The sequence below is a fragment of the Anoxybacillus sp. FSL W8-0104 genome (assembly GCF_038004465.1).
In the GTDB taxonomy this organism is placed as follows: domain Bacteria; phylum Bacillota; class Bacilli; order Bacillales; family Anoxybacillaceae; genus Anoxybacillus; species Anoxybacillus flavithermus_G.
This window is the reverse complement of record NZ_JBBOQU010000001.1, coordinates 957558-980801: the sequence shown is the minus strand read 5'-3', so window position 1 is coordinate 980801 and position 23244 is coordinate 957558. Positions and strand designations below refer to the sequence as shown.

The 23244-nt window shown below is 43.0% G+C and carries 25 protein-coding genes; all 25 read right to left on the bottom strand.

The features are described from left to right. Positions 1–87: 87 nt before the first annotated feature. A complete protein-coding gene (gene codY, locus NST18_RS05305; protein ID WP_004891076.1) occupies positions 88–867 on the bottom strand; it encodes a GTP-sensing pleiotropic transcriptional regulator CodY in 780 nt (259 codons plus the stop codon). A gap of 12 nt (positions 868–879) precedes the next feature. Beyond that, positions 880–2259, bottom strand: coding sequence for an HslU--HslV peptidase ATPase subunit (hslU, locus tag NST18_RS05300; protein ID WP_004891077.1), 1380 nt, complete (start codon positions 2257–2259; stop codon positions 880–882). Between the two features lie 12 nt (positions 2260–2271). Further along, positions 2272–2820, bottom strand: a complete 549-nt coding sequence (gene hslV, locus NST18_RS05295; protein ID WP_269767874.1) for an ATP-dependent protease subunit HslV — start codon at positions 2818–2820, stop codon at positions 2272–2274. Positions 2821–2828: 8 nt separating this feature from the next. Further along, on the bottom strand, positions 2829–3731 hold the full coding sequence (xerC, locus tag NST18_RS05290; protein ID WP_004891079.1) for a tyrosine recombinase XerC: 903 nt from the start codon (positions 3729–3731) through the stop codon (positions 2829–2831). Positions 3732–3791: 60 nt separating this feature from the next. Further along, positions 3792–5090 carry an FADH(2)-oxidizing methylenetetrahydrofolate--tRNA-(uracil(54)-C(5))-methyltransferase TrmFO gene (gene trmFO, locus NST18_RS05285; RefSeq protein ID WP_064214144.1) on the bottom strand — a complete coding sequence of 433 codons (1299 nt, stop codon included), beginning with the start codon at positions 5088–5090 and terminating at the stop codon, positions 3792–3794. Positions 5091–5135: 45 nt separating this feature from the next. Then, complete coding sequence (gene topA / locus NST18_RS05280; protein WP_064214143.1) at positions 5136–7205, bottom strand: type I DNA topoisomerase; 2070 nt, start codon at positions 7203–7205, stop codon at positions 5136–5138. 104 nt (positions 7206–7309) lie between these two features. After that, positions 7310–8197, bottom strand: a complete 888-nt coding sequence (gene dprA / locus NST18_RS05275) for a DNA-processing protein DprA (RefSeq protein ID WP_004891083.1) — start codon at positions 8195–8197, stop codon at positions 7310–7312. Between the two features lie 61 nt (positions 8198–8258). Further along, positions 8259–9161, bottom strand: coding sequence for a succinate--CoA ligase subunit alpha (gene sucD, locus NST18_RS05270; protein ID WP_012575319.1), 903 nt, complete (start codon positions 9159–9161; stop codon positions 8259–8261). A gap of 19 nt (positions 9162–9180) precedes the next feature. After that, positions 9181–10341 (bottom strand): ADP-forming succinate--CoA ligase subunit beta, encoded by a 1161-nt coding sequence (gene sucC / locus NST18_RS05265; protein ID WP_004891085.1) that lies wholly within the window; start codon positions 10339–10341, stop codon positions 9181–9183. Between the two features lie 121 nt (positions 10342–10462). Beyond that, complete coding sequence (locus NST18_RS05260; RefSeq protein WP_004891086.1) at positions 10463–10726, bottom strand: EscU/YscU/HrcU family type III secretion system export apparatus switch protein; 264 nt, start codon at positions 10724–10726, stop codon at positions 10463–10465. 1 nt (position 10727) lies between these two features. Beyond that, positions 10728–11507 carry a ribonuclease HII gene (locus tag NST18_RS05255; protein WP_004891089.1) on the bottom strand — a complete coding sequence of 260 codons (780 nt, stop codon included), beginning with the start codon at positions 11505–11507 and terminating at the stop codon, positions 10728–10730. Between the two features lie 57 nt (positions 11508–11564). Then, positions 11565–12419 (bottom strand): ribosome biogenesis GTPase YlqF, encoded by an 855-nt coding sequence (ylqF, locus tag NST18_RS05250; RefSeq protein ID WP_192948324.1) that lies wholly within the window; start codon positions 12417–12419, stop codon positions 11565–11567. A 14-nt stretch (positions 12420–12433) separates the two neighbouring features. Next, positions 12434–12985, bottom strand: a complete 552-nt coding sequence (gene lepB / locus NST18_RS05245) for a signal peptidase I (protein WP_004891091.1) — start codon at positions 12983–12985, stop codon at positions 12434–12436. A gap of 72 nt (positions 12986–13057) precedes the next feature. Continuing rightward, on the bottom strand, positions 13058–13402 hold the full coding sequence (gene rplS / locus NST18_RS05240; protein WP_003394943.1) for a 50S ribosomal protein L19: 345 nt from the start codon (positions 13400–13402) through the stop codon (positions 13058–13060). A 125-nt stretch (positions 13403–13527) separates the two neighbouring features. Continuing rightward, positions 13528–14265, bottom strand: coding sequence for a tRNA (guanosine(37)-N1)-methyltransferase TrmD (trmD, locus tag NST18_RS05235; RefSeq protein WP_004891093.1), 738 nt, complete (start codon positions 14263–14265; stop codon positions 13528–13530). Further along, complete coding sequence (gene rimM / locus NST18_RS05230; RefSeq protein ID WP_329403935.1) at positions 14262–14783, bottom strand: ribosome maturation factor RimM; 522 nt, start codon at positions 14781–14783, stop codon at positions 14262–14264. The genes trmD and rimM overlap by 4 nt, the downstream gene beginning before the upstream one ends. Then, on the bottom strand, positions 14783–15166 hold the full coding sequence (locus NST18_RS05225; protein WP_004891096.1) for a YlqD family protein: 384 nt from the start codon (positions 15164–15166) through the stop codon (positions 14783–14785). The genes rimM and NST18_RS05225 overlap by 1 nt, the downstream gene beginning before the upstream one ends. A gap of 49 nt (positions 15167–15215) precedes the next feature. Next, a complete protein-coding gene (locus NST18_RS05220) occupies positions 15216–15443 on the bottom strand; it encodes a KH domain-containing protein (protein WP_004891098.1) in 228 nt (75 codons plus the stop codon). 3 nt (positions 15444–15446) lie between these two features. After that, positions 15447–15719: a 30S ribosomal protein S16 gene (gene rpsP, locus NST18_RS05215; RefSeq protein WP_004891099.1), complete on the bottom strand. Its 273-nt coding sequence runs from the start codon at positions 15717–15719 to the stop codon at positions 15447–15449. A 95-nt stretch (positions 15720–15814) separates the two neighbouring features. Beyond that, positions 15815–17155, bottom strand: coding sequence for a signal recognition particle protein (gene ffh, locus NST18_RS05210; RefSeq protein WP_004891100.1), 1341 nt, complete (start codon positions 17153–17155; stop codon positions 15815–15817). 12 nt (positions 17156–17167) lie between these two features. Then, complete coding sequence (locus NST18_RS05205) at positions 17168–17500, bottom strand: putative DNA-binding protein (protein ID WP_004891101.1); 333 nt, start codon at positions 17498–17500, stop codon at positions 17168–17170. 71 nt (positions 17501–17571) lie between these two features. Continuing rightward, positions 17572–18570 carry a signal recognition particle-docking protein FtsY gene (gene ftsY, locus NST18_RS05200; RefSeq protein ID WP_004891102.1) on the bottom strand — a complete coding sequence of 333 codons (999 nt, stop codon included), beginning with the start codon at positions 18568–18570 and terminating at the stop codon, positions 17572–17574. A gap of 6 nt (positions 18571–18576) precedes the next feature. Beyond that, complete coding sequence (gene smc / locus NST18_RS05195; protein WP_340721271.1) at positions 18577–22137, bottom strand: chromosome segregation protein SMC; 3561 nt, start codon at positions 22135–22137, stop codon at positions 18577–18579. A 59-nt stretch (positions 22138–22196) separates the two neighbouring features. Further along, positions 22197–22913: a ribonuclease III gene (rnc, locus tag NST18_RS05190; protein ID WP_035018739.1), complete on the bottom strand. Its 717-nt coding sequence runs from the start codon at positions 22911–22913 to the stop codon at positions 22197–22199. Between the two features lie 70 nt (positions 22914–22983). After that, complete coding sequence (acpP, locus tag NST18_RS05185; RefSeq protein WP_004891105.1) at positions 22984–23220, bottom strand: acyl carrier protein; 237 nt, start codon at positions 23218–23220, stop codon at positions 22984–22986. Between the last annotated feature and the right edge of the window lie 24 nt (positions 23221–23244).

Sequence of the window (23244 nt, the reverse complement as noted above, 5' to 3'; positions counted from 1 at the left end):
TTCCAATATGTACATAGGGAACATTGGACTATTTTTCACATACTTTAACAAAAGAGGCATCTTTCTTGCAAAGATGCCTTCTTGTTTTTAATGATGTTTTAATTTTTCAAGTTCTGTTAAAAACTTATCGTTTAATACTTTAATGTACGTTCCTTTCATTCCAAGCGAACGAGATTCAATAACTCCGGCACTTTCTAGTTTGCGAAGCGCATTAACAATGACTGAACGTGTAATACCGACGCGGTCAGCAATTTTACTTGCAACAAGCAATCCTTCTGTCCCATCTAACTCTTCAAAAATATGCTCAATTGCTTCTAATTCACTATACGAAAGCGAGCTAATTGCCATTTGAACAACAGCTTTGCTGCGCGCTTCTTCTTCAATTTCTTCCGCTTTTTCACGCAAAATTTCCATTCCGACAACCGTTGCTCCGTATTCTGCTAAAATTAAATCGTCATCGTGAAATTCTTTATCTAAGCGAGATAAAATGAGCGTTCCTAGACGTTCACCGCCACCGATAATCGGCACGATCGTCGTTAGCCCGTTTTTAAATAAATCTTTATTTTCGACAGGAAATGCCGTATACTCGCTATGAATATCAAGGTTTGGCGACGTTTCTGTAATGTTAAATAAATTTTTTGTATATTCTTCTGGGAATTGACGATCCGCTAACATTTTTTTCATTCGTTCGTTTTCAATCGTTTGTTTAATCGCAAATCCGAGCAATTTGCCCCGACGGCTAACAACGAAAACGTTTGCTTCGATGACTTCGCAAAGCGTCTCTGCCATTTCTTTAAAGTTTACTGGTTTTCCAGCTGCGTTTTGTAACATCGCATTAATTTTTCTTGTTTTTTCAAGTAAATTCATATTGCATCCTCCTTATAAAATAAACTGACTTAAATCTTTATTCCGCACAATATTTCCGAGTTTTTGCTCCACATACTGCGGGGTGATAACAATTTTTTCAAGATGTACATCTGGTGCTTCGTACAATAAATCTTCTAACAGTTTTTCCATAATCGTATGAAGACGGCGCGCGCCAATGTTATCTGTTTGTTGATTGACTTCAAAAGCAACTTCGGCAATTTTACGAATAGCATCGTCAGAAAATTCAAGTTGTATACCTTCTGTCGCAAGTAAAGCAACATATTGTTTTAACAGCGCGTTATTTGGTTCGACTAATATTTTGACAAAATCATCGACGGTAAGCTTCGTCAATTCTACGCGAATCGGAAAACGTCCTTGCAATTCTGGAATTAAATCAGACGGTTTCGCCATATGAAACGCCCCGGCCGCAATAAATAATATGTAGTCCGTTTTAACTGGTCCATATTTCGTCATGACGGTTGAACCTTCAACAATCGGCAAAATGTCGCGCTGCACACCTTCACGCGAAACGTCAGCTGATGAACCAGCTTGCCCTTTTCGCGCAATTTTATCAATTTCATCAATAAAAATAATGCCTGATTGTTCAGCTAATCGAATCGCTTCTTGCGTCACTTCATCCATGTCAATAAGCTTTTGCGCTTCTTCGTTTGCTAGTACATGACGGGCTTCTTTCACTTTTAATTTTCGTTTTTTTCGTTTTTTCGGCATAAAGCTACTGAGCATATCTTGCATATTGACGCCCATTTGCTCGATGCCAGCGCCTTGAAATAAATCAAACATGAGCGGTTGTTGTTCTTCAATTTCCACGGTGACCAATTCATCCTCCAGCTCACCGTTTGCTAGTTTCCAAGCGATTTGTCTCCGCTTCTCAGCAATATGCTGTTCTTCGTGCCCGCCATCCACCTGCTCTTGCGTACCACCAAACAAAAGTTCAAACGGATTTTTCATCGGCTGCTTCGCTTTTCCAGGCACGAGCAATTCAACAAGACGCTTATTCGCCAACTCTTGCGCGCGATCTTTTACTTCGTTCATTTTTTTCTCTTTGACGATGCGCACAGACGTTTCAACGAGATCGCGTACCATCGATTCAACGTCGCGACCAACATAACCGACTTCCGTAAATTTTGTTGCCTCTACTTTTACGAATGGAGCGCCAACAAGTTTCGCTAATCGCCGCGCAATTTCCGTTTTTCCTACGCCCGTCGGTCCAATCATTAAAATGTTTTTCGGCACGACTTCATCGCGCAATTTTTCATCTAATAAACTGCGACGGTAGCGATTTCTCAGCGCAATGGCCACCGCTTTTTTTGCTTCATGCTGACCGACGATAAACTGATCAAGCTTTTCAACAATTTGTTTTGGCGTTAACATGCCGCTCCCCCCTTACAGCTCTTCGACAATAATGCAATCGTTTGTGTATACGCAAATATCGCTCGCCACTTTTAATGCAGCTTCTGCAATTTGCTTCGCTGTTAAATGCTCACCCGCATACGCCTTTAACGCTCTCCCTGCCGCTAGCGCATAGTTGCCCCCTGAGCCGATCGCTAATATACCATCATCCGGTTCGATCACTTCTCCCGTTCCGGAAATGAGGAGTAAATGCGTGGCGTCCATGACGATCAACATCGCTTCTAATCGGCGCAACACTTTGTCGCTCCGCCATTCTTTCGCCAATTCAACCGCAGCACGCTGTAAATTTCCGTTATATTCTTCTAACTTCCCTTCAAACATTTCAAACAGCGTAAACGCATCCGCCACTGCTCCTGCAAAACCAGCTAACACGTTGCCATGAAAAAGTTTACGAATTTTCCGGGCGGTATGTTTCATCACGACAGCATTGCCGAACGTCACTTGACCATCGCCTGCCATCGCTCCTTTTCCTTGATGGCGAATCGCAAATATCGTCGTCGCATGAAATTGACTCATAAACATCCTCCTTTTTATGCCCGCGGATGGGAATGTAAATAAACGTAGCGCAAATGATCTTTCGTTACATGTGTATACACTTGCGTTGATGAAAGATGTGCATGACCTAACAATTCCTGCACAGAACGTAAATCAGCGCCTTCGTTTAACAAATGGGTCGCAAATGTATGTCGAAACACATGGGGACTTACTTTCAAAGAAAGTGCCGCTCGTTCGACGATGTCATTTAAAATATGACGCACCCCTCTTGGTGTTAACGCGCCACCGCGCGCATTTAAAAAAAGCACATCCGTCGGCACTTTTGCTTTGCTTATTAGTTGCTGACGTCCGTCTTGTATATATCGTTCGAGCGCTTCTTTGGCGTACGTACCGAACGGGACATATCGCTGTTTATTTCCCTTTCCGTAAATTAAAATGGTGCATACAGAAAAATCAATGTGTGATAAGCGAATGTTACAACATTCACTTACCCGTACACCCGTTGCGTACAACAGCTCGATGATGGCTTGGTTTCGTTGACCGATCGCTGTATTTAAATCATTAACAACAAACAGCTGTTCTAATTCGTCTTGGTACAAAAAATGTGGAATTTTCTGTTCTTTCTTCGGCAACGAAGCAAGGGCAAACGGATTTTCAAAAACGATTTTTTCACGCACTAAAAATTTATAAAAACTGCGCAAACTCGACATTTTTCGGGCAATCGAACGGCTAGATTGCTTCCGCTTATGAAGCTCCGTTAAAAACAGGCGAACGTCGCTGTAAGAGACGTCTTGCAATCGTTTGACTTGTTCGCGCTCCATAAATTCGAAAAATTCGCCAATATCATGCTTATAACACGCAATTGTATATTCTGAATAATTTTTTTCTATTTGTAAATATTCAATAAACAAATGTAACGTAAAATTCACATTTTCCATTCGATCACCTCACAAGAGCTACTAAATAGTAGCATAATTTAGCAGCTCTTGCAATGAATTTCACAACTTTTTTAAAAAATTCTGAATTGTTTCTAACGCCCGTTCTGCATACCGTTCATTTTTTTTCTTTTTGTCTTTAATCGGCTCATCAAGCGGGGCAAATAAGCCGAAATTGGCATTCATCGGCTGAAAATGTTTTGGGTTCGCTGACGTAATGTAATGCGCCATGCTGCCGATTGCTGTTTCCTGTGGAAATACGATCAGTTCTTTCCCGAGCACATAATGTGCGGCATTAATCCCCGCCACAAGTCCTGATGCTGCCGACTCAACATATCCTTCAACACCGGTCATTTGTCCTGCGAAAAATAAATCTTCCCTCTCTTTATATTGATACGTCGGTTTTAATAATTTCGGCGAATTAATAAACGTATTGCGATGCATCACACCATATCGCACAATTTCAGCTTGTTCAAGCCCTGGAATGAGGCGAATGACTTCTTTTTGTGCCCCCCATTTTAAATGCGTTTGGAAACCGACAATATTGTATAACGTTCCAGCGGCATCATCTTGACGAAGCTGGACGACGGCAAAAGGACGTTTCCCTGTACGTGGGTCTTCTAAACCGACGGGCTTCATCGGACCAAACAGCAACGTCTTTTTCCCGCGTCGTGCCATCACTTCAATGGGCATACATCCTTCAAAATAAATTTCTTTTTCAAATTCTTTTAAAGGAACTGTTTCAGCAGAAATGAGCGCATCATAAAATCGTTCAAACTGCTCTTCTGTCATCGGGCAGTTAATATACGCCGCTTCCCCTTTATCATAGCGAGACTTTATATATACTTTTTCCATATCAATGCTTTCTTTTTCAACAATCGGTGCAGCGGCATCGTAAAAATATAAATATGCTTCTCCTGTTAACGCTTGAAGCTGTTCCGAAAGCGGTTGCGATGTTAGCGGGCCGGTTGCTATAATCGTCGGACCGGTTGGAATCGACGTCACTTCCTCACGCACAACGGTCACATTCGGATGATTTGCCACCATTTCTGTTACTTTTGCAGCAAATTCGTGACGATCTACTGCTAAAGCCCCACCGGCTGGGACAGAACAAGAGTCTGCTGCTTTCATAATGACAGAGTCTAATCGACGCATTTCTTCTTTTAACACGCCAACTGCATTCGTTAATGTATTCGCACGCAACGAGTTACTGCATACGAGTTCAGCAAATTTGTCGGTATGATGCGCTGGGGTTTGTTTCACCGGGCGCATTTCATACAATTTGACACGAATGCCGCGCTTCGCTAGCTGCCACGCCGCTTCGCTTCCTGCTAGTCCTGCTCCAATTACTGTTACTTCCATTCATATTCCCTCCTCGATAAAATGGGTGAGGGTATGCGCCTCACCTTACTGTTGTTCGTTATATTCGCATTGCGTGCATTGAATGTGCACGCTCTTTTTCCCTTTTTTCTCAACAAGCATGCCACCGCATTTCGGACACGGACGACTGATCGGTTTATCCCATGACACGAAATCGCACGTCGGAAAACGATCACAGCCGTAAAACATTCGTTTCTTTTTGCTTTTTCGTTCCACAATGTTCCCTTCATGGCAACGCGGACATTTCACTCCGATGTCTTTGACGATCGCTTTTGTATTGCGACATTGTGGGAAGTTTGAGCAGGCGATAAACTTTCCGAAGCGCCCCATTTTGTACACCATCGGGCTTCCACATACGTCGCAATCGACATCTGCTGATTCATCGGCTATTTCAACTTTCTCCATTTCAACTTCCGCAATTTTTAACCGTTTTTCAAACTCGCGATAAAATTCATCGATGATGCGCACCCATTCGACTTTTCCATCTTCAATGTCATCTAAATTTTTTTCCATTTTCGCTGTAAATTCAACGTCTAAAATTTCTGGGAAAAATTGCATCATTAAATCTAGTACAATTTCACCAAGTTCAGTCGGGACAAATCGCTTATTTTCAAGCGTGACGTAATTCCGTTTTTGAATCGTATCAAGCGTTGGAGCGTACGTCGATGGGCGACCGATGCCGAGCTCTTCCAACGTTTTTACGAGCCGAGCTTCCGTATAGCGCGGTGGAGGCTGCGTGAAATGTTGCTTTCCTTCGATATCTTTGCTAAAGACGCGCTCTCCTTCAACAAAGTCTGGCAATAGTCGTTGTTGTTCGTCTTTTGGGTCGTCCGTTCCTTCTACATACACTTTCATAAAGCCAGGAAACTTAACCGTCGAACCGGTCGCACGGAAGATGACAGTTCCGTTTGATAGTTCCACCGCTACTGTGTCGAGCACAGCCGGCGCCATTTGGCTTGCGATAAAGCGCTCCCAAATGAGTTTGTATAGCTGATATTGATCGCGTGTGACATGCGGCTTAATCGCGCTAGGATGACGCCAGACGGACGTTGGCCGAATCGCTTCGTGCGCGTCTTGAGCGTTCGCTTTTTGTTTTTCTTTTCTTTTTTCTGTTGGTACATATGATGTACCGAACGTCTGTTCAATATACTGTACCGCCTCTTGTTGAGCGCTTTCGGATACGCGCGTGGAGTCTGTACGCATATATGTAATTAAACCGACCGTTCCCTCGCTTCCAAGGTCAATCCCCTCATATAGTTGCTGTGCAACCATCATCGTTTTTTTCGTGCGGAAATTTAATTTCCGCGCCGCCTCTTGTTGCAATGACGATGTAATGAACGGGGCGACGGGATTGCGCTTTCGCTCTTTTTTCGTTACCGCTGTAACGAAAAATTCATTGCCTTGAATATGATTTAACACATGTTGTACGTCTTGCTCTGTTTTTAAATCGAACGTTTCGCTATCAAGTCGGTAAAATTGTGCTTCAAATATGTCATTCCCTTTGACAAACGTTCCTTGAATTGTCCAATATTCTTCTGGTTTGAATGATTGAATTTCTTTTTCGCGATCAATAATTAGGCGAAGGGCAACAGACTGCACGCGCCCTGCACTTAATCCTTTTTTTACTTTTTTCCAAAGCAACGGGCTAATATTGTAGCCGACGAGACGATCGAGCACACGCCGCGCTTGCTGGGCATGAACTAAATGCATATTGATGGCACGCGGCTGCTCAAATGACTGTTTAATCGCATCTTTCGTAATTTCGTTAAACACGACGCGACATGGTGAATCAATGTTTAAATCAAGTACATGTGCTAAATGCCAAGCGATCGCTTCCCCTTCACGATCCGGGTCGGCGGCAAGAAATACTTTTTTTGCTTTTTTCGCTGCTGCCTTCAACTCTTTAATCACGGAGCCTTTTCCACGAATCGTAATATACTTTGGCTCATAGTCGTTTTGTATATCAACGCCCATTTGACTTTTTGGCAAATCGCGCACATGACCCATTGATGCTTTTACTTTATACTTTTTTCCTAAATACCGTTCAATCGTTTTCGCCTTCGCTGGCGATTCTACAATGACTAAGTAGTCTGACATTATTTTGCCCTCCCTCAAGAGGTAATTCGTAAAGTAAAATCTTCATTATTATTAATGATGATGTATTCATTTGTCAAACATCATTTTTCGATTTTTTCTTTCATTCATGTAAAAAGATGTCGAAATTCCTCTTCAATATCTTCACTTGACAATATTAATTTTGCTCCTTGTTGAATCAACCGATTAGTCCCGAGCGCTTCTTTTGTTGTGATGTCGCCGGGAATCGCAAACACTTCTCTTCCTTGCTGGAGCGCAAAATGAGCGGTGATGAGCGAGCCGCTTCGCTCTTTTGCTTGTACAACAAGCGTACCGAGCGACAAACCGCTAATGATGCGATTGCGCATCGGAAAATGCCACGTCTGTGGGCGAACGAACGGTGGATATTCTGAAATAATTAATTGCGTTGTCGCTAATTGTCGAAATAATGATTCGTTTTCAGGTGGGTACATATAATACAATCCGCCCGCAATGACCGCAATTGTTTCACCATGATGCCGTAAACATAAACGATGTGCTTCAGCATCAATACCTTTTGCTAGTCCGCTCACAACGATCCAGCCGTTTTGGATGAGGGGTGGAAGGACGATATGCATCGCTGCGATTCCTTGGCGCGTTGGCGTCCGTGTCCCTACGACGCTAATTATTTTTTTTCGCTTAAGCAACGCTACGTTTCCTTTCGCATATAGTACCCACGGTGGATCATATATATGTTTTAGCCACTCCGGATAGCCATCATCTTTTATTGTTACAATATGAATGTTTTGTTCCTCATATGTTTTTATCATACGTTTCAATTTGTGACAATGCAAATCATGGAAAAAAGCAGTGAAATGTTTTTGGGGGATCGGAAGTAGTCGTTGAAGTTGTTGTAACGAAAGATGAAAAATAGAGGCTAGCGATGGGTCTGCATGAAGCAAGCGTGCGATACTTTTCCACCCGATGCCACGACAATGATGCAAATGGATGAGCCGTTCGCGAGTTGTATCGTACATGATATCCCTCCTATTTATAAAAATCGTCCTAAGGTTTGTGCCTTAGGACGATTCGCGATTATTAATGTGTTTTACACTTTTCGTATAAGCCGCGTTCTTTTAATACAGAGATGAGCGTTTCGCCAATCACTGCTGGCGTTTCTGCGACTTTAATGCCGCATGCTGTCATCGTTTTAATTTTTTCTTCCGCCGTTCCTTTTCCGCCAGAAATGATCGCACCAGCATGTCCCATGCGCTTTCCTGGAGGTGCTGTTTGTCCGCCGATAAAGCCGACAACCGGTTTTGTCATGTTCGCTTTTACCCATTCGGCCGCTTCTTCTTCTGCCGTTCCACCAATTTCCCCGATCATAATGACCGCATATGTGTCTTCATCTTCGTTAAACGCCTTTAATACGTCGATGAAGTTTGTTCCATTGACTGGGTCACCGCCAATCCCAACCGCTGTCGATTGCCCGATGCCTGCTTGTGTTAATTGGTGAACCGCTTCATACGTTAACGTACCGGAGCGTGAAACGATGCCGACATGCCCTTTTTTATGAATATAGCCTGGCATAATACCAATTTTGCATTCTTCTGGTGTGATAACGCCTGGGCAGTTTGGTCCGATTAAGCGCGTTTTCTTACCTTCCATGTAGCGCTTCACCTTGACCATATCTAATACAGGGATGCCTTCTGTAATACAAACAACTAAGTCGATTTCTGCATCAACTGCTTCCATAATAGCATCTGCCGCAAATGCTGGCGGAACGTAAATGACTGAAGCGTTCGCTCCTGTTTTTTCAACCGCTTCTGAAACCGTATCAAACACAGGTACGCCTTCAACTTCTGTGCCACCTTTTCCTGGTGTTACCCCACCAACGATGTTTGTACCATATTCAATCATTTGTTTCGTATGGAACAATCCTTGTGAACCTGTAATTCCTTGCACGATTACTTTCGTATCTTTATTAACAAAAACGCTCACGTTTCTCCCATCCCTTCTATTAGCTTACTAGCGAAACGATTTTTTGCGCGCCGTCCGCCATCGATTCAGCCGCTGTAATGTTTAGTCCGGACTCTTCTAAAATCTTTTTCCCTAATTCAACGTTCGTTCCTTCTAAACGAACGACAAGCGGAAGATTTAAACCAACTTGCTTCGTCGCCTCAACAATTCCGTTAGCGATGACATCACATTTCATAATGCCGCCAAAAATGTTAACGAAAATGCCTTTGACGTTCGGGTCAGATAAAATGATTTTAAACGCTTCTGTTACTTTTTCTGTCGTCGCACCGCCACCAACATCTAAAAAGTTTGCCGGCTCGCCACCGTAATATTTAATGATGTCCATCGTCGCCATCGCTAAGCCTGCACCGTTAACCATGCAGCCGATGTTCCCATCGAGCGAAATGTAGTTTAAATCGTATTTTGACGCTTCAATTTCTTTTGGATCTTCTTCGTCTAAATCGCGGTATTCTAAAATGTCTTTATGACGATATAGCGCGTTTGAATCAAAGTTAAGCTTCGCATCAAGAGCCATGACTTTTCCATCACCCGTTACGACAAGCGGGTTAATTTCAGCGATTGAGCAATCTTTTTCAACGAACACTTGATATAAGCCTAACATAAATTTTACAGCCTGATTGACAAGCTCTTTCGGAATATTGATGTTAAACGCCATACGACGCGCTTGGAACGCTTGTAGACCGACAGCTGGGTCGATATACTCTTTAAAAATTTTCTCTGGCGTTTTTGCAGCCACTTCTTCGATTTCTGTTCCGCCTTCTTCTGATCCCATTAATACTACGCGGGACGTCGCACGGTCAACAACAAGCCCGATGTAATATTCTTTTTTAATGTCGCATCCTTCTTCAATTAAAAGGCGCTTTACTTCTTTTCCTTCTGGACCTGTTTGATGTGTGACAAGCACTTTCCCTAACAACTCACTCGCATATGTACGAACTTCTTCTAAACTTTTTGCGACTTTTACTCCCCCTGCTTTTCCGCGACCGCCGGCATGAATTTGCGCTTTCACGACACAAACGCTACTGCCGAGCTCTTTCGCCGCCTCAACCGCTTCTTCAACCGTGAACGCCACACGGCCGTTCGGCACGCTCACTCCGTAGCTTCTGAGGATCTCTTTTCCTTGATACTCATGAATATTCATACCCCATCCTCCTATGTATAAAAATAAAAGTACTAGCGCTTTCATTGTATAATGATACTTTGTCAGTTGTCTACCATTTAGACAGAAAATTCTTTAACAAAAGAAAAAGAAGCGATCGTTGTCATCGCCCCTCCACCTTTTTTTCGACTTGATAAATAAATGCAAATACTTCAGCAACAACTTTGTACAGTTCTTCTGGAATCGTTTCGTTTAATTGTAATTGACCGAGCATCGTCGCGAGCGTTTCATCTTCATAAATGGGGACGTCGTATTGTTTCGCGCGTTCAATAATGCGTTCTGCAACCGCCCCTTCTCCTTTGGCGACAACGACTGGTGCAATATGTTGTTCGTCGTACGACAAAGCAACCGCACGCTTTCGTTTCATCTCATTTCCCCCGCTTTAATCGCTCGCGAATCGGCGCAAACGAACGACGGTGCTCTTCAATGACTCCGTATCGTTCAATCGCTTGTAAATGCTCTTTCGTGCCGTATCCCATATGCTTTTCAAATCCGTATTGTGGATATTTCTCACCTAACTGTTTCATCATGCGATCGCGCGTCACTTTCGCGATAATGGAGCTTGCTGCAATGGAGACGCTATGCGCATCCCCTTTAATGATCGATGTTTGTGGAATAGATAGTGGAATGTGCATCGCATCAATGAGCAAATGCTCGGGAGCGATCGCAAGCGCGTGGACAGCTTGCATCATCGCTTTTTTCGTCGCTTCGTAAATGTTTAGCTCATCAATTTCGTGTGCGCTAACGATGCCAATACCGATCGCAAGCGCCGTTTGTTGAATGACAGAAAACAGTTGTTCTCGCTTCGTTTCCGATAGCTTTTTTGAATCATCTAAATGTGGAAGAAACACGTCTTGTGGCAAAATGACCGCAGCAGCAACAACCGGACCGGCAAGCGGCCCTCGTCCTACTTCATCTACCCCCGCGATGTAGCGGATTCCTTTGTCGTATAGCGCCTGTTCATATTGCAACATATGCAAAAAACGTTCGCGTTCCCGTTTTTCTTCTTCTTTTTGCTTATACCATAGTTGAACGAGGCGCTGGACGCCTTTTCGCTCATCGTGTAATAGTTTTTGAAACCATTCATCTGTTTCATCGTGAATCGTTTGTAGTCTTTTTTTTATTTCTTGTATATTCACCGTCATCACCCCTTATCCCTTATATCGACAAATAAACAAAAAAATAAAGGCTCGCTTATGCGAACCTTACAGGCGATCAAAACTAAGTCGGCCTAATTTTTCTGTACGAATATCGCGCAACACAAGCTCAGCAACTTTATCGTAGTCGACGACACCACCAGCGGCTAAACATCCTCGTTTTTTTCCGATGTCATCAAACAATTGGACGATGTCTTCTGGAATGTCCGCAAGCGCATATCGTTCTTTTAAACGATCGGGATAATGAGTAGATAAAAAACGTAACGCATACACAGCAACGTCTTGTAAGTTTAAAATGGTATCTTTAATCGCTCCCGTCGTTGCAAGTTTGTATCCGACTTCTTCATCTTCAAACTTCGGCCATAAAATTCCAGGCGTATCAAGTAGCTCGAGCTCTTTGCCGACTTTAATCCATTGTTGCGCTTTTGTCACTCCCGGTGTATCGCCTGTTTTGGCAATATGTTTTCCTGCGAGTCGGTTAATGAGCGTTGATTTTCCGACGTTTGGAATGCCGACAATAAGCGCACGCATCGCCCGAGGACGTTTAATTCCCTTCGCTATCATTTTTTCAAATTTTGGGCGCAACTTCTCTTTTGCGACCGCTACCATTTGCTTGACGCCTGTTCCGCTTTGCGAATCGATCGCAATGGCGTCAATTTGCTGTGCAGCGAAAAAGTCGATCCATTGTTTTGTCACATCGGGATCAGCCATATCCGCTTTGTTTAACAATATGATGCGCGGTTTATTCGCCACAATTTCATCAATTAACGGATTGCGCGATGAAATAGGAATGCGGGCATCTACTAGCTCAAATACGATATCGATAAGTTTTAATTTTTCTGTTACTTCCCGCTTTGCTTTCGCCATATGACCGGGAAACCATTGAATCGTCATCGCTGCCACCTACTTTAGTTATGTTATTCAACAATGCGCGCATCAGAAAGAGGCCAATAAACGACCGACGTTTTCCCTACCACTTTTTCCATCGGAATAAATCCGATATGGCGGCTATCTTTACTATATCGACGATTATCTCCGAGCACGAATAAATGGCCTTCTGGGACTGTTTTTTCCCCCCATAGCTCTTCAAGAGTAAACGACTCTGTTAGCGGACCGTCAAATAGTTGTTTTTTCTCTTCATCTAAGTACGGCTCTTTATACGGCTTTCCATTGACATATAACGTATCATTTTTATATTCAATCCGGTCGCCTGGCAATCCAATGACGCGCTTAATATAATCTTTTCCTTCTTCGGCATGAAACACAATAATATCAAACCGTTTCGGTTCGCCAATTTTGTATGCCATTTTATTGACAATCATCCGATCTTGATTGTGTAACGTCGGCATCATCGATTCCCCTTCGACAATAATCGGAGCAAAAATGAAGTAGCGAATGCCACCTGCTAACGCCACTGCAATAAGAATTGCTTTCACCCATTCAAACCATTCATTCTTTTGTTTTTCCATCCTTCTCCCACCTATATGATACATGTTGAAAAAGGAGCTTGATGATCAAGCTCCTCGCAATCATTTCTTTTGTTAGATGATTTCTTTGATGCGTGCTGCTTTACCGCGGAGTTGACGCAAGTAGTACAACTTCGCACGACGAACTTTACCGCGACGAACAACTTCTAATTTTGCAATCTTCGGCGTGTGTAATGGGAATGTACGCTCAACACCTACACCGTAAGACACTTTACGAACTGTAAATGTTTCGCTAATTCCACCACCACGACGCTTGATTACAACGCCCTCGAATACTTGGATACGCTCACGGTTTCCTTCAACAACTTTCACGTGAACGCGTACAGTGTCACCAGGGCGAAATTCTGGAAGATCGTTACGTAGTTGTTCTTTTGTAATTTCTTGAATTAAATGATGCATCGTATTCATCTCCTTCCAACAGATGCTCATGCTTATGTGTATCGTTCATAGCAGCGGAACATCGTTTTACGTGCGACATAAGTCACAACGTTTATACTAGCATAAAGATGTACAGGATGCAAGAGTTACCGCTCATTTTTTTCCCATTGTTCAATCCATTTTTTTTGTTTTTCCGTTAGTTCATACGTTTCGAGCAAATCTGGCCGGCGCAGCCATGTGCGACGCAACGATTCTTTTTGACGCCACTCTTCAATTAAACGGTGATTACCTGAAAGAAGGACATCTGGTACTTTCATGCCACGAAAATCGGCTGGGCGCGTATAATGTGGGTGTTCGAGCAAACCAGAGCTATAAGAATCAAGCATAGAGGAATGCTCGTTGCCAAGCACGCCAGGAAGCAAACGAACGACGCTGTCAATGACGACCATTGCTGCCAGTTCTCCGCCCGTTAAGACGTAATCTCCAATAGAAATTTCGTCGGTTACTAGATGCTCACGAATACGCTCGTCGTACCCTTCATAATGTCCACAAATGAAAATGATATGTTGTTCTTTAGCAAGTTCTTCTGCTTTTTTTTGTGTGTAACGTTCGCCTTGTGGACAAAGTAAAACAATGCGCGGACGATGGTCGCTTTGTTTCGTTAAGTGATCGACCGCATCAAAAATCGGTTGCGGCTTCAATACCATGCCAGCCCCACCGCCGTAAGGGTAGTCGTCCACTGTTTGATGTTTATTATCGGCAAATTCGCGAAAGTTAACGAGCTGAAATGTAACGGCACCTTTTTCTTGCGCACGTTTTAAAATCGACTCGTTCAACACGCCAGTAAACATATTTGGAAATAAGGTGAGCACATCGATTTTCATTCGTCAAGCAATCCTTCCATCACATGAATCGTAATCGTTTTATTTTCAACATCGACTTGTTTGACGACATCATCAATGTAAGGGATTAACACATCTCCGCCTTTTTTTCGTTTGACGACCCATACGTCATTTGCACCTGGCGTTAAAATTTCTTTTATTTCGCCAATCGGTTCACCATCTTCGGTCACAACTGTGCAACCGATAATTTCGTGAAAATAATATTCTCCTTCGTTAAGCGGTTGCAATTGCGTTTCTGGTATTTTAATCATCGCCCCTTTAAATGGTTCGACTAAGTTGATGTTATCGTATCCTTCGAACGTTAATAAATCGAACGACTTATGAACTCGATGGCTCGCCACTTTGACTTCAACCGGTGGCTTATTTTCCATAAAAATATATAATACATTCCCGATTTTATACCGCTCTTCTGCAAAATCTGTGCGTGAAATAACGCGCACTTCACCGCGAATACCGTGCGTATTCACAATTTTTCCGACATGAAACCATTTCACAACGATCACCCCTCGCGTATATCCACAACGATTCCATCTTCAATGACAATCGTTTTCGGAGATTCCCATCGCATCCCTATTTGGACGTCGATGATCGCCTCGACATCTCTTTCTTTTATTTCACTTCCTATCGGTAATATGCGCAATTGTTCAAGAAGGAAATCAAGTTCCGCTATTTTTTGGCGGCGAACTTGCATTTCTCGTCCAAATTTTTCTTTAATTTGTTTTTGTGAAAACGAAGTGTGCTTTTCCATTCGTTTTTGTTCAAAGATGAGCTGCTCACATTGTTGTTCCAGTTGTTGTTTTTGTTGCATAAATTGTTGAATGAGTTGCTGCTTACTGTTCTCAGTTAATCGCTGTCTCACTTCCACTTTTTGAATGATTTTCATGGCGCACCGCCTTTCTGAACGAAAAAAGGGGAGGTGTCTTCCCTCTCCCTTACTCTTCGATGCGTACGTCTATTCGCTTCTTTGACTCATTGGCTGCTTGAACAACGGTGCGAATGGCTTGAATCATTCGCCCGTTTTTTCCGATCACTTTCCCAACGTCTTCGTGATGAAGGGCAATCGCATATGTGATCGATTGTTGTTGTTCTGTTTCGCGAATGACGACGCATTCTGGATGATCGACAAGTGACCGAACGATCGTCTCAAGCAACGTTTTCATATATTACTTTCCGTACTTTAAGTTGTGGAATTTTTCTAAAATTCCTTGTTTTGAAAGCAAGTTGCGCACTGTGTCAGATGGTTTTGCGCCGTTTTGCAACCATTTTAATGCAAGCTCTTCATTAATTTTAATTTCTGCAGGCTCTGTTAACGGATTGTATGTGCCGATTGTTTCGATGAAACGACCGTCACGTGGAGAACGAGAGTCTGCAACAACGATACGATAAAATGGTGATTTTTTTGCACCCATACGTTTTAAACGAATTTTTACTGCCATGATTATAGCACCTCCGAAAATATTTCACACAAGATAGTATATTAGCAATAAACGTTTTGTTTGTAAAGTGTTTTTTCTTAACACTGTTATTTTGTTTACATGAACGGGAAACGGAACCCTTTCTTTTTCCCCTTTGGCATGGTTGTCATCATTTTCATCATCTTTTTCATCTCGTCAAACTGTTTCAATAAGCGGTTGACGTCTTGAACCGTCGTTCCGCTCCCTTTTGCAATTCGCTTTTTGCGACTAGAGTTAATGATGTCTGGGTTCATTTTTTCTTCTTTTGTCATCGAACGAATAATCGCTTCGACGCGGCTAATTTGCTTTTCGTCAATTTGTAAGTTGTTTAAACCTTTCACTTTGTTAGCGCCCGGCAACATTTTTAAAAGTTCATCGAGCGGACCGAGTTTGCGCACTTGCCCAAGCTGTTCTAAAAAGTCGTCAAGTGTAAATGATGCGGTACGCATTTTTTGTTCGAGCTCTTTTGCCTTTTCTTCATCGACGGCCGTTTGCGCTTTTTCAATGAGCGTCAACACGTCCCCCATACCTAAAATGCGCGACGCCATCCGCTCCGGATGAAACGGCTCAAGCGCATCGAGCTTTTCGCCCATACCGACAAACTTAATTGGCGTATTTGTGACCGCTTTAATCGATAAGGCTGCCCCGCCTCGCGTATCACCATCAAGCTTCGTCAAAATGACGCCCGTCAGTCCAAGTTGTTCGTTAAAGCTTTGCGCGACATTGACCGCATCTTGTCCCGTCATCGCATCGACAACGAGAAAAATTTCATCAGGTTTCGTCACTTCTTTAATTTGCTTTAGTTCGTCCATGAGCGCTTCGTCAATGTGCAAGCGTCCGGCCGTATCGATTAATACGTAATCATAATGCTCTTCTTTTGCTTTTACGATCGCTTGTTTCGCAATTTCCACCGGGCTCACTTGATCGCCGAGCGAAAACACAGGGATGTCCAACTGCTTCCCTAACGTCTCAAGCTGTTTAATCGCTGCCGGCCGATAAATGTCAGCTGCGACAAGCAACGGTTTACGATTATGTTTTTTACGTAATAAATTCGCTAATTTTCCCGTTGTTGTCGTTTTTCCCGCCCCTTGCAAACCGACCATCATGACGACAGTTGGCGGGCGGCTCGCTACAGCGATTTTGCTATTTTCTCCCCCCATCAGCTCCGTCAATTCTTCTTTTACGACTTTAATGACTTGCTGTCCTGGGGTCAAACTTTTCATTACTTCTTGCCCGACAGCTCGTTCGCTTACTTTTTTCACGAAGTCTTTGACGACTTTAAAATTGACATCCGCTTCTAATAGCGCGAGCCGCACTTCACGCATCATTTCTTTTACATCGGCTTCCGTGACTTTGCCTTTGCCACGAATTTTATTCATGACATGTTGCAGACGGTCGGCCAATCCTTCAAATGCCATCGTTACCGCCCCCTACTCTAATTTCTCCAACTCCATAACGAGCCTCATCAGCTCCTCATCGTTCGGATAGCGTTCAGCTATATGCGTTTTTAATCGGTGCAATAGTTTGTGACGTTGTTGAAACTTTTGAAAGAGCAATAGCTTTTGCTCATAATCTTCTAGCATCGCTTCCGTCCGTTTAATGTTATCGTATACAGCTTGACGACTCACTTCGTACTCTTCGGCAATTTCACCGAGGGAGTAATCGTCTAAATAGTAAAGGGACATATAGTTTCGTTGCTTCGGCGTCAACAACGATTGGTAAAAGTCGTATAAATAGTTCATTCTCGTTGTTTTTTCTAGCATGAAACTCCCCCCTGTTAAGTGAAACGCCTTTACATGAATTTAGTGTATATGTTTTAACCGATGCTGTCAAGTTATTCTCCTTGCGCCTCTTCTCGTTCCATAAACGATGCAAATAACCCATACACGAATTGTTCGGCGTTAAACGGCTCTAAATCGTCCATTTTCTCTCCTAAACCGACAAATTTCACCGGAATGTTTAACTCATGGCGGATCGCTAATACGATGCCGCCTTTTGCTGTTCCATCCAGTTTCGTAAGCACAATGCCGGTGACATTCGTTGCTTCTTTAAATGTTTTTGCTTGGCTCATCGCATTTTGCCCTGTCGTTGCATCCAATACGAGCAATACTTCGTGCGGTGCGCCCGGCACTTCTCGTTCAATGACACGTTTCACTTTTTCAAGTTCTTTCATTAAATTCACTTTGTTTTGTAAGCGGCCAGCTGTATCACACAACAAAATGTCAACGTTGCGCGATTTGGCTGCTTGAATCGCATCATACATCACCGCCGCTGGATCAGAGCCAGCAGACTGTTTAATGACTTCCACACCAACGCGCTCGCCCCATACTTCAAGCTGTTCAATTGCACCTGCCCGGAACGTATCGCCAGCGGCAAGCATCACTTTTTTTCCTTCGCTTTTTAATTTGTACGCGAGTTTCCCGATCGTCGTCGTTTTTCCGACGCCGTTGACACCGACAAATAAAATGACCGTCAAGCCGTTTGGTTGAATGTTTAGTTCTGTCGTTTCATTGCCGCTTGCTTCGTAAATGTCAATCAATTTTTCGGAAATGACGCTATACATTTCTTTCGGGTCTTGAATGTTGCGACGTTTCACTTCCATTTTTAACTCATCGATAAAATCCATGACCGTTGCGACACCAACGTCTGAGGCGATTAAAATTTCTTCTAGCTCCTCAAAAAACTCTTCATCTACTTTTCGATAACGCGCGATTAGATCGTTTACTTTTCCTGCGAAAGAGTCGCGCGTTTTTTCTAAACCACGTTTAAACTTTTCCGTTACTGTATCTGCTTGTTTTGCGATTTTTTCTTTTAATTTTTTAAAAAAGCTCACCGTTTCTCATCCTTTCTTTTCATCTGCTTCTTCTAGTCGAACAGAAACGAGCTTCGATACACCTGATTGTTGCATCGTTACTCCATATAGTACATCTGCTTCTTCCATCGTTCCTTTTCGATGGGTAATGACGATAAATTGTGTATCGTCGCTAAACTTCTTTAAATATTTCGCATATCGTTGTACGTTCGCCTCATCAAGTGCTGCTTCTACTTCATCAAGCACGCAAAACGGAACAGGTCGAACATTTAAAATGGCGAATAAAAGCGCAATCGCCGTCAATGCTCGCTCCCCGCCTGATAATAAACTTAAATGTTGCAGTTTTTTTCCCGGTGGCTGTGCGACAATGTCGACACCCGTATGGAGTAAATCGTTCGGATCAGTCAACTGTAAATCGGCCTTTCCTCCTCCAAACAATTCAACGAACACGCGTGCAAATTGCGTCCGAATTTGCTCAAACGTTGTCGCAAATCTTCGTTTCATTTCATCGTCCATTTCATCAATCACTTGGTATAACGTATCTTTTGCCTGTTGTAAGTCTTCTTTTTGTTCAGTTAAAAAACGGTGGCGTTCAGAGACACGTTCATACTCTTCAATCGCACCGAGATTGACCGTCCCAAGTTCATCAATAGCGAGCTGGATGAGCTTCACTTTTTTCCGCGCCTCTTGAGCAGGGATATGGAGCGGGAACGCTTCTTTCGCTGCTTCGAATGACAGTTTGTATTCTTCACGAAGGCGGTTTAGTAAGTGGTCAAGCTCCATATCGAAGCGAGCAAGCTTCACTTCCTCGTCTTTTAGCGTATCTGTGAGTTGTTTATGTTGTCGTTTCAATTCTTTTATTTCTTTTTCGAGTTGCTCAAGCTTTGTTTGATAGTGTAACCGCTGTTCGCGTCGGCTTGCGATGAGCTGAATCGTTTCTTCTTTTTGCTTCGTTTTTTCTTCGCATATTCGCTCGAGCTGCTGTTCATCTTCCGTTTGTTCGTTCGTATGGCGTACAAGTTCATCGCGTTCTTTTTCGATGTGCGTAAGTGTTCGCTTCACTTCCTCCCATTCTTCCGTTAGTCGATGCACATGTTGCTCTTCATTTCTGACATGTTCTTGCTTTTCAGCGAGCGCGACTTTCAATGCGGTCAACTTTTCTTGTATTTGCTCCTTCGATTGCTGCTCTAACTGTTTTTTTTCTGTCCATTGTTTCACTTGTTCATCGATAGAAGCAATATGTTTCTCAAGTGCATGGAGCGAATGCATAATATCGTGAAGTCGAGCAGTCAATTGTTTCTTTTCTTCTTCGAGTGTCTGTCTTTCATAGCGATACACAGCTAGTCGTTCGTCCATATGTTTTTTACGAAGATCGAGTTCCATCCATGCGCTTTTTTCTTCTTGTAGCTCCATACGGCTTGCTTCTAGCTCAGTATAAAGCGCTGTTCGCTCTTGCTCAGCTTGTGCAATGGCTTCTTTTTCTCGTTGCACAAGCTGTTCAAGCTCCAGCGTTTTTCGCTCAGCATCGCGCCAGTGTGCTGTCACTTCTTCAAGCTCACGCGCACGACTAAATAATGAGTTTGTCTGTTTATTTACCGTTCCTCCCGTCATCGCCCCGCCTAGATTCACAACATCCCCTTCTAGCGTGACGAGACGATAGCGGTATTGCAATTGGCGAGCAAGCTCATTTGCCCCTTTTAAATCACGTGTAACAATGACTGTTCCAAGAATGTTTGTCATAATGTTTTCGTACGTTGCTTCATACGAAATTAATTCGGAAGCAATGCCAACGTAAGCGGGGTGTTTGGCAATGTTTTCCCGAACGGATGGAGGAAATAGTTTTCGCTGAATAACGTCGAGCGGCAAAAACGTCGCTCGTCCATACTTATTTTGTTTTAAAAATTGAATGGCTTCACGTGCGCTTTGTTCGTTTTTTACGACGATATGTTGCGCCGCTCCCCCGAGCGCCACTTCGATCGCTGTTTCAAGCTCAGATGGCACCGTCATCAACTCAACAACCGCTCCATGAATGCCGTTTAACCGATCTTTTGCTTTTAATACTTCTTTTACCCCTTGGAAAAATCCAGCATACTCTTGTTGCATCGCCTCTAACATTTCTTTTTTTGATTTTACTTTTTGTACATATTGATACGCTTCATATAACGTCGTTTCTTTTTTTCGATATTGTTCTTTTCGTGCGGTCAATTGTTCTTCTTTTGTTTGAAGCGTTTGCTCTTGTTTAGCGATGCGTTCTTGCAACTCATGGATGAGTTTTTGTTTTTGTTCCCATTGTTCAACGATCTGTTCGTATGCTTGAATATGTTCGTTGTTTGTAGTGATGAGCTGCTGTTGTTTTTCTTCATTTTTTTGCAACTGGGACTCAATGTGCATGCGCTCATTTTTTAACGTCGCTTGTTCGTGAACGAGGTCAATGTATTCGCTTTTTAGCCGTTCAATTTCTTCCTCCGCTTTTGGACCGTAAGCAGAAAGGATGTTGTTTTGTTCTTTTAATTGCGCTTGAAGCGCTTGCACATCTGTTTGAAGCTGTTGCAGCACTTTCTTTTTTTCAGCAATTGTCGCTTCAAGTGCACGTTTTCGCTCAGCAAGTTGCCCCATCGTTTGCTCCATTTGCTGTTGTTGCTTATAGGCGTTGCTTTTTCGCTCTTTTAATAACTGTTTTTTCCCTTCCATTTTCTCAAGCTCTTCGCTAACAAGCAACAATACTTGCTGTAAGCCATCTATCGACTCATCAAGCGCTGTCAGTTCATGACGCAACTGAGCGATGTGCGCTTCTTCTTTTTGTAACGTCGTCGCTAATTCCATTTCGTTTTGTTGATGTAAAGCGAGTTGTTTTTTCAACGCTTCCCATTTTTCATGTAGCTGCTCGATTTCATAAACAATTAAGCCGACTTCATATGTTTGTAGCTGCTCTTTTTTCTCAAGATATTCGTTGGCGATTGACGCTTGTTGTTTCAACGGCTCGAGCTGCTGGTTTAGTTCGTGTAAAATATCTTGCACACGCTGCAAATGATCTTCTGTTTCGTTTAGTTTTTGCTCTGCCTTTTTTTTCCTTGTTTTATATTTTAAGACGCCAGCTGCATCTTCAAAAATCATGCGGCGATCTTCTGCTTTACTGCTTAAAATTTCTTCTACTTTTCCTTGACTAATGATGGAGAAAGCTTCACGACCAACGCCAGAATCCATAAATAAATCGACAATATCTTTTAAACGGCAAGGCTGGTTATTAATAAAAAATTCGCTATCGCCGGAACGATAGACACGTCTTGTTATACTTACTTCTTCGTATTCGAGCGGCAAAAATTGATCGCTATTATCGAGCGTTAATGTCACTTCCGCCATGTTTAACGGCTTGCGTGATTCACTTCCCGAAAAAATGACGTCTTCCATTTTTGCGCCGCGAAGCGACTTGGCGGACTGTTCACCAAGCACCCAACGAATCGCGTCCGTAATGTTGCTTTTTCCACTTCCGTTCGGACCGACGATTGCCGTCATCCCCGAAACAAAATCGATGGAAATACGATCCGCAAAAGATTTAAATCCGATAGCTTCTAACCGTTTGAGGAACACATATATCCCCCTTTATCTAAAAGATGTCACAACAAGCAAGGCTGTCCTTTCGCACCGGATCAGCCTTGTTGTAATTGTTTTAGCTTAGCTAATGCCATTTGCGCGGCGCGCTGCTCTGCCTCTTTTTTCGAGCGCCCAACTCCAACACCGAGCTCCTCGCCATTTAACGATACGCGCGATACGAACTCTTTATTATGAGCAGGACCTCGTTCTTGTAAAATTTTATATTCTAATACTCCACTTCCATCACGTTGTACAAATTCTTGTAGTTGACTTTTGTAATCCATCACATGAGAAAAAGCACCTTCGCGAATTTTAGGAAAAATCGTTTTTTCTAAAAATTGTACGACCGCCTCCATGCCTTGATCCAAATAAAGCGCCCCGATAAACGCTTCAAATACGTCAGCTAACAGCGACGGACGCATGCGCCCCCCCGTTAACTCTTCGCCTTTGCCAAGCAAGACGAGATCGCCAAACGATAGCGCATGAGCGAACGTAACAAGCGACGGTTCACAGACGATCGCTGCCCGCAATTTCGTTAGTTCTCCTTCGCTCATTTGCGGAAACTGTTCAAATAAATATTGAGAGACGGTCAGTTCAAGAACGGCATCTCCTAAAAACTCCAGACGTTCATTATCTTCATGTAGCCGCTTTCGATGCTCATTCACATATGATGAATGGGTAAATGCTTGCATTAACAATTTTTCATTGCGAAAAAAAATGCCAATCTGCTCTTGGAACTGTTTAAATTTCATGTATGGCCGTTGCTTAGACATGCATATGAACCTCCAACTAATAAACGTAAAAAGCATAGAAAGCCCCGCTTACAAAACGGGACTTTACTTATTATGATAGACGGCTTTTTATGTAGTTTACTGCGTCTCCGACAGTAACGATTTTCTCCGCCTCTTCATCTGAAATTTCCATATCGAATTCATCTTCTAATTCCATGACAAGCTCAACGACATCAAGCGAATCTGCTCCTAAATCTTCTTTAAATGAAGATTCAAGCGTCACTTGTGACTCCTCTACACCAAGGCGATCAACGATAATTTTCGTTACACGCTCTAATACGCCCGCCATTTTTATTCACCTCCCCTCAAGTCA